A 7,073-nucleotide genomic window follows, 5' to 3' on the forward strand; every position below is an offset into this window, starting at 1 on the left:
GAACTCTTCACCACCGTAAAGCTGAAGCCAGCTTGCGTATGGATTACCTTCCAAAACAGTGTCACTGCTTTCTAACAGCGCTTTACCAATCACAGCATAACCAATTGAACATGGAGCCAATGCCGCATAAAGATCGACAAGATCACCCGTCATACCCGCGTCTAAAACGTAGCGCGTATAAGCCACTGTGCCGAAATCTTCAGGTTCGTTTTCTAAATCAGATTCCGTTAAACCCCACTGACCACAGTAAGTCACGTGGTGAGAGATTTCAGAATCCAATAGAGCATGAACACTTGGCAGAGCACGGCGCATATCAGCTAGTGTTTTTGCCTTATAAATCGCCAATGCATAAGCACGGGCATACTGTTTCAAGAACAGAAAATCTTGTTTCAAGTAATGCAAAAAACACGGCTGAGCAAGAGTGCCGTTTGCCAGCGTTTTAACAAAATCATGCTCGGTGTAGTCTTGCCAATCTTGCTGACAGGCTTGGATTAGGTCTTGATATTTCATGAGATTCCTTAGTCAAAAGCCGGTACGTAATCAGCGGCTTTTGGTAGTGATTTGATAATGCCTTTGTCGAACATGAACTGGGCGTAATCATCGTAACGCTTCATATCTACCGCTGAAGGGCGAAGAGCAAAACGAGTCAGTGTGTCGTTCCATGCACGTTGGTTTAGCTCATTGTTTAACGTATCTGGCGAATACGCTACAAACTCACTCCAAGAGTCTTGCGGGTGGTTCACGATGTAAGTCGTTGCTTGCTCAAGTGCTTTGTTGAATGCTTTGATTGCTTCGTCGTCGTGTTTCTTTGCGTTGGCCACAAAGATCAACTCATCGTAAGCTGGCACACCGTGCTCTTCTGGGAAGAATGCTTTGAATTTAAACCCTTCAAGGGCTAGTTGGTTCGTTTCGAAGTTACGTAAGCCACCCCAAATGGCATCTACCTTTCCTGATGCCAGTGAAGACGAAAGAGCCCAACCAACATTGATGGTTTGCACATCTGTAAACGCAACGTTTTCCTGAGCCAGCATGGTACCGATCGTCGCTTCTTCATTACCCGCAATCGCGATACCGATCTTCTTGCCTTTCAGATCCGCTAACGAATCGTTCTTGCCGTTATCCAGCACCATTAGTGTGTTCAGCGGAGTTGCAATAAGGGTTGATGCACGAACGAGAGGCAAGCCTGCCGCCACATCCATGGTTAAACTTGGTTGGTAAGTGACTGCGAGATCGACCTTACCTGCTGCAACGAGTTTTGCAGGTGTGCTTGGGTCAGCGGGTTCTTGGATTTCAATCTCTAGGCCCTGATCTGCAAAGTAACCACGCTCTTGAGCAATCACAATTGGACCGTGGTTCGGGTTTACAAACCAATCCAACATCAGTGTCAGTTTCTTGTGTTCCGAATCCGCGAATGCATGACCTGAAACTAGCGAAGCAAGCAGTGCCACTGCACCGACCAATTTGGTGTTTTTCATAGTTAACCTTTCCTTTTGAATATTATTATTGTGTTTGTCGATCTAATTTCTAACTAGGTGTTGTTTAGATAAATAGCCTTGGGCGAAGCTTTATTAAACAAAGAGTTATTGAGCTAGCCATCACTGGTTCTCCCAAGGGATAGCTTTTTTAAGTAATTTGTCTGTGATGAAGTAGAGCGAGATAGAGAGCACCGCCAAGATAAACAAGGCAGCGAACATCTCATCAATGATCATTCGTGCATTGGCTTGCAGCATTAGGTAGCCTAGCCCTTCACTCGAACCCACCCACTCACCAACAACCGCGCCAATTGGTGCAATAACCACTGCGACACGAATACCTGACGCCAATGTTGGCAGTGCAGCAGGAAGTTGAATGTGGCGTAGCAGTTGCCATTTCGATGCGCCCATCGTCTTGGCGAGGTCAAGGTAACCTGCAGGTGTATTACGCAGGCCGTCATAGCAACAGGTAGTTACAGGGAAGAAGATAATGATTGCTGCCATCACTACCTTTGAGGCGATGCCATAGCCAAGCCACAGCATCAGTACTGGCGCGATCGCAAATACAGGGATCGCTTGGCTAGCAATCAAGATAGGCAACAGCCAACGTTTCAACGGATCAAACATCAACATCTGCAAGGCGAAAAACAGCCCCATAGACAAACCTAGTAATAGCCCAAGTAAGATCTCATGTGCGGTCACCCAAGTGTGTTTGAGTAACACATCGTAGCGTTCAATCAGCTTGAGGAAGACTTCTGCGGGAGCTGGAAGAATGAAGCTCGGCATTTCGAAAACAACGACCACAAGTTGCCATAAGCCAAGAATCACAACACTGCTGATAAGCAAACGCATAACGGGATTCATCTGACTTGAACGCTTAGTACTAGCCTGCACGTTCGTTGGCTGAGTCACAGCTTCACTTCGCGTTAAATCAGTCATAATCACGCTCCAACTGCTCTAAGATCGCCTGTTGCAACTCGGCACACTCACCATCGAGCAATCGTGGCGTCGCCGAATGAGGTACAGGTAAAGAGTGAGCACTCGCAGGCGAGCCTTGCAGCACATACAAGTTATCCGCCAAACGCACCGCTTCTTGTGGATCATGAGTAATCAACACAACGGTTTTATCTCTTAACAGTTCACACGCTAAGCTCTGTAACTTGTGTCTTGTTACCGCATCCAACGCAGAGAATGGTTCGTCCATCAGCACGACTGGCTTGTCTTGCATTAAGGTTCGAGCCAAAGCAACACGTTGGCGCATACCACCAGACAACTGATCCGGCATAGTATCCGCGTAATCAGCCAAACCAACCGAAGCGAGTAACTCGAACGCTTGGTTCTTTTGCTCTTTGTTTAGGTGCTTGTTCGTGGTGTACTGGAAGCGATGGCTCAGGCATACATTGTCGATAACCGACAACCACGGCAGCAACAAATCTTGCTGCGCCATGTATGCGATGCGATCGGTTAGGGGCAGTTCATCAGACGTTGCCAATGTGCCCTGCCATTCAACTTTGTCATCGAGTAAACCCGCGAGGTATCGCAATACCGTAGTTTTCCCACAACCACTTCGCCCAAGCAGCACTGTCCACTTACCTGCGCTTAAGTTAAGTGACAGTCCCGACAGGGTCGCGTGCTCGCTATCTCGGTAACGCAGCGTCGCATTGTTGAGTTGAACGCCAACCGTATTAACGAACATTACCGTGGCCAGCAAAAAAGTGATTTACCGGGCCATGACCCTGACCGACTTTCAACTCGTCAGCATGCGCAATCGCGCTTGAAATGTATTGTTTACCAAGGTCGACAGCCTCTGGGAGCGTGTTGCCTTGAGCCAAGAAAGAAGCAATTGCAGAAGATAGCGTACAACCCGTGCCATGGGTGTTTTTGGTAGGGAAACGCTTCGCGCTAATCAAGGCAGATGTGGTTGGCAGAATCAGTAAATCGTTACTGTTTTCATCTTTCTCCAAGTGACCGCCTTTTAGCAGGACTGCTTTAGCACCTAAAGCACGCAGGTCTTCAATCATGTCCTGCATTTCAGCTTCGCTTTCAGGCACGGCTTTGCCTGTAAGTGCTGCGCCTTCCGGCAAGTTAGGGGTAATGATATCGGCAAGCGGAATCAGCTCTTGTTTTAGCGTGGTGATAGCCGAGTTTTCTAGAAGAAGGTCGCCGCTTGTCGCGACCATTACCGGGTCAATCACTAAGTGTTTTGGTTGGTATTGTTTGATTTTGTCAGCAACGACTTTGATGATTTGCGAATCCGCCAACATACCGACTTTTACCGCCACGATATTCAGATCGGTGAACACCGCATCTAATTGGCTGGCAACATGCTCAAGTGGGATTGGAAAAATGGCTGACACGCCTTGGGTATTCTGAGAGGTAATGGCAGTAATCACAGAACAAGCGAAGCTACCCGTTGCAGACATGGCTTTAATATCCGCTTGAATACCAGCGCCGCCGCCACTGTCAGAGCCTGCTATGGTTAAAACAATCGGAGTATTGACCACCGAAGATTGGTTGTGTGGTGTTTGAGTATTCTTGAGTGGCGCTTGAGTGTTGGAATGCTGCGTCATGGTCGCTCCTACTATCTAAAAGACGTAAGAGAACCGAACTTTGGCCGTAAAGAGAGTGTGGAAATGAAACCAATGAGAGATCATTGTTGGACCACATAGACAAAGTCATCATAGTTCCCTACGCCAGTGTTAACTGAATCAGGTTCAACGGGTCTCGAATAACGATCTCAGCAAATACCAATTAAGGTAGATGCCCCCCGACTATTGATAACGATAGTAACAGCACTCTTGCGACTGAGATACTCATTTTATTCATTTATAAGATACAAGCATGAATAAAATTCAATTTAGCTTTGTTAACAAGCACTTAGTTTCGCTGGACATTTGGTTGTGATTGAATAAATAAACACATGACTATCAACAACATACCAATCCAACCGACTAAAGGTATGCGCTCCCCCACAATCCAGACAGCCAATACGGCGGCAACCACTGGTTCAAGCAAGGTAATCAAATTCGCGCTACTTGCCGTGACATGTCTTAACCCAAAACTGAAGGCGATATAACCCAAACATTGAGGAAGTAACACCAAGTAACTCACCACGAATATATTAGTACTTGAAGCGAATAGATTGTCACCAGTGAACCACAGCGTTGGTAATAACAACATTGCACCTAAACCAAATATGCTGCCCATCGCCGCTTGTGACTTGATGCCCTGGTCTATCAGAGCTTTTGTCGCCCACGAATAAATGGCATAACACAACCCAGCAACCAAACCTAAACCAATACCTAAAAGCTTCAGGCCATCATTAGGTTCGCTCCCTACTGACGACTCAGAAAAAACCAATAGTCCAATACCAACCACGCCAATGGCAAAGCTCGTCAGCCAACGTTTATTAATATTATTATTTTTGCTAATAAGACACTCTAAAAGCGCAGAAAAGAACGGAGCAGTAGCTATCGACACCACAGTTCCCATCGCGACACCCGATAATTTCATCGAAGAGTAGAAAGCCAAAGGATAGATCGCCAAAGCCAATGCACTCGCGGCTAACAGCTTTTTGTTGAGCAAAAGCTTATCAAGTGAAGATAAGATCTTCCGATACGCCAAGCCCGCTTGCATTAAGCCACCAACGCCCATTGAAAACGCGCCAATCGCTAGCGGGCTGAGATCCGGCGCAAAGCTTGCGGCTGTACCTGTCGTACCCCATAAAACAGAAGCAAACACGATGGCTAAAGTGCCCGTTTGGAATTCGTTAACGCGATTGATGGCAAGATTCATTACTATTACCTAGTCTATTTTCATTTCTGAACTAGATAATAGTGAACACACGCTAGATTTAGTTTGCCAAAAGGACGCTATTATTGCTTTGAAAGACTCTCTTTCATTGAACCTAAAAACGCCCTCGGAGACATGCCAAAGTGCTGAGAGAAGCGTCGACTGAACGCAGACAAGTCGCTATAGCCCACATTTTCTGCGACCAATTGAACAGGTAAATCAGTATGGCTTAGCAAGGCTTGTGCTTTCTCCATACGATAGCAAGTGATGTATTTAAGGGCACTGATTCCAATACACTCTTTAAAGCGCTTCTTAAATTGAGTGGGGCTCAAACAAGCCGTTTCTGCAAGCTGAGAAATAGAGAGAGACTGGGCGTAATTATCCGCAATAAGCCTTTGCACCGCACGAATACGAGGGTCGATGCTCTTGCTGACTTCTTGTTGCTCTAATAGCAGTGAAAACACATCTAAGATAGATGATTCAATGCCACTGTCCACTTGGTATTCCAACTGCTTTTCCACGAACAGCAAGAAGCTCATTAAAGGTGGTGTTATCGTGAACACCGAAAGCTCATGCTCTAACAAGTGCTGCGGTAACTCCACCATATCCGCAACAATAAAGCGTGCCGCTTCATCCGCCTTAAACGCATGAGCTGTAGTGACTGGAATTACCACGCATTCACCAACAGCGACCTTTCCAACATACCCAACCATTTCAATACTAATACTCCCTTGAATAGGCAACACCAGTTGATGGTAGCCGTCATGGGCATGAGTATTGAATTGTTTGGTGTAAGATCGAATGCTTAAGCTAGATTTCATGAGCAACGCCGACGTTGGTTAAGTGCGAAAAAGTAACTGTATACAAGTAAAAGTATTTGAGACACATTAACTTATCATCTTCATTTAGTCACACTTCTCGTAAATAGTGACCGTTCCCCTATAGCGATACTATTCGATAACTCTAATCTCAATAGCAAAGATACCGTGAACCGGGATCATCTCTTTGTATTCGTGAAAGCTGTAGAGAAGCTCAACGCCCTCATCAATTGAATCACTCAAATTAGATAGCACTCCTAGTCCCTCTGTCATCAATAACGCTCTTGGGTCAGGATAGTTTCTTACGTCCAATACTTCGACAGTCAGCGCGTTTGGCTTAATCACATCTAAACCAACAAACGGTGGACCTGATATCACTTGAAAAGCAATGTGGTCTCCTTTAGTCAGCTGGTCATATTGAATTGCCTCATAACTGTTATTTGTTCTTATCTCAACACGCTTCGCGCCACTCTTTATTGCGTCTAGCGGTCGTTGGTAGATTTCCAGCTTGTAAGAATTCATAAGCCCTCTTTTTTAAATGTTGTTTCGTGCTGCTTACCATAACTCAAGTAAGCGCAGCCGTTACTTTATATTGAGCTTAGTTCACATGAGTACAGAATCACAAAATCAAAAAAGCCGTTTAAGTATTGCTACTCAAACGGCTTTTTAACTCAAGTCTGATTGGCATGGCTAAGAGCTGTTAACCTAACTGGTGATCACTCATTAACTAAATTGCCTTCTACACTCAATTACTTTTGAAGTTGCTCTTTAGCGGCTTCAACCTTAGAAAAATCTAGGCCAAGTTCTTCAACTGCTTCTTTGATTAGCGCAGGGTTTTGCATTACCTGACCCATAAGCATTTGAAGCTTGTCTTGTGGTAAACCAAGTTGGCTGATCGTCGCCATTGCTGCAAGAGGGTTTTCAGTCAACGTTTGGAATAGCTCGCTGATCTGTGCGTCGCTAATATTGTTCTCTTTCAACATTGCTAGAA

General features: G+C 45.6%; 9 protein-coding genes and 1 riboswitch. All 9 genes read right to left on the reverse strand.

Annotated features, from left to right (window positions below):
• On the reverse strand, positions 1-510 hold a 510-nt coding region (locus BCT81_RS10980; protein ID WP_102424248.1), incomplete at its 3' end, for a TenA family protein.
• An 8-nt stretch (positions 511-518) separates the two neighbouring features.
• Positions 519-1,475 (reverse strand): ABC transporter substrate-binding protein, encoded by a 957-nt coding sequence (locus BCT81_RS10985; RefSeq protein ID WP_102424250.1) that lies wholly within the window; start codon positions 1,473-1,475, stop codon positions 519-521.
• Between the two features lie 120 nt (positions 1,476-1,595).
• Positions 1,596-2,411, reverse strand: coding sequence for an ABC transporter permease (locus BCT81_RS10990; RefSeq protein ID WP_102424251.1), 816 nt, complete (start codon positions 2,409-2,411; stop codon positions 1,596-1,598).
• Positions 2,404-3,168: an ABC transporter ATP-binding protein gene (locus BCT81_RS10995; RefSeq protein ID WP_102424253.1), complete on the reverse strand. Its 765-nt coding sequence runs from the start codon at positions 3,166-3,168 to the stop codon at positions 2,404-2,406. The genes BCT81_RS10990 and BCT81_RS10995 overlap by 8 nt, the downstream gene beginning before the upstream one ends.
• Positions 3,158-4,042: a bifunctional hydroxymethylpyrimidine kinase/phosphomethylpyrimidine kinase gene (gene thiD / locus BCT81_RS11000; RefSeq protein WP_198596881.1), complete on the reverse strand. Its 885-nt coding sequence runs from the start codon at positions 4,040-4,042 to the stop codon at positions 3,158-3,160. The genes BCT81_RS10995 and thiD overlap by 11 nt, the downstream gene beginning before the upstream one ends.
• Before the next feature lie 98 nt (positions 4,043-4,140).
• Positions 4,141-4,252: riboswitch (TPP riboswitch) on the reverse strand.
• Between the two features lie 97 nt (positions 4,253-4,349).
• Positions 4,350-5,267: an EamA family transporter gene (locus BCT81_RS11005; protein ID WP_102424255.1), complete on the reverse strand. Its 918-nt coding sequence runs from the start codon at positions 5,265-5,267 to the stop codon at positions 4,350-4,352.
• A gap of 80 nt (positions 5,268-5,347) precedes the next feature.
• Entirely contained in the window at positions 5,348-6,085 is a 738-nt protein-coding gene (locus BCT81_RS11010; protein WP_102424256.1) for an AraC family transcriptional regulator, read from the reverse strand.
• Between the two features lie 129 nt (positions 6,086-6,214).
• Complete coding sequence (locus tag BCT81_RS11015; protein ID WP_008216358.1) at positions 6,215-6,604, reverse strand: ASCH domain-containing protein; 390 nt, start codon at positions 6,602-6,604, stop codon at positions 6,215-6,217.
• Between the two features lie 227 nt (positions 6,605-6,831).
• Positions 6,832-7,073: DUF2999 family protein (locus BCT81_RS11020; protein WP_102424260.1), on the reverse strand; the 242-nt coding region annotated here is incomplete at its 5' end.

This window comes from Vibrio sp. 10N.261.52.A1 (assembly GCF_002876325.1).
GTDB lineage: Bacteria > Pseudomonadota > Gammaproteobacteria > Enterobacterales > Vibrionaceae > Vibrio > Vibrio chagasii.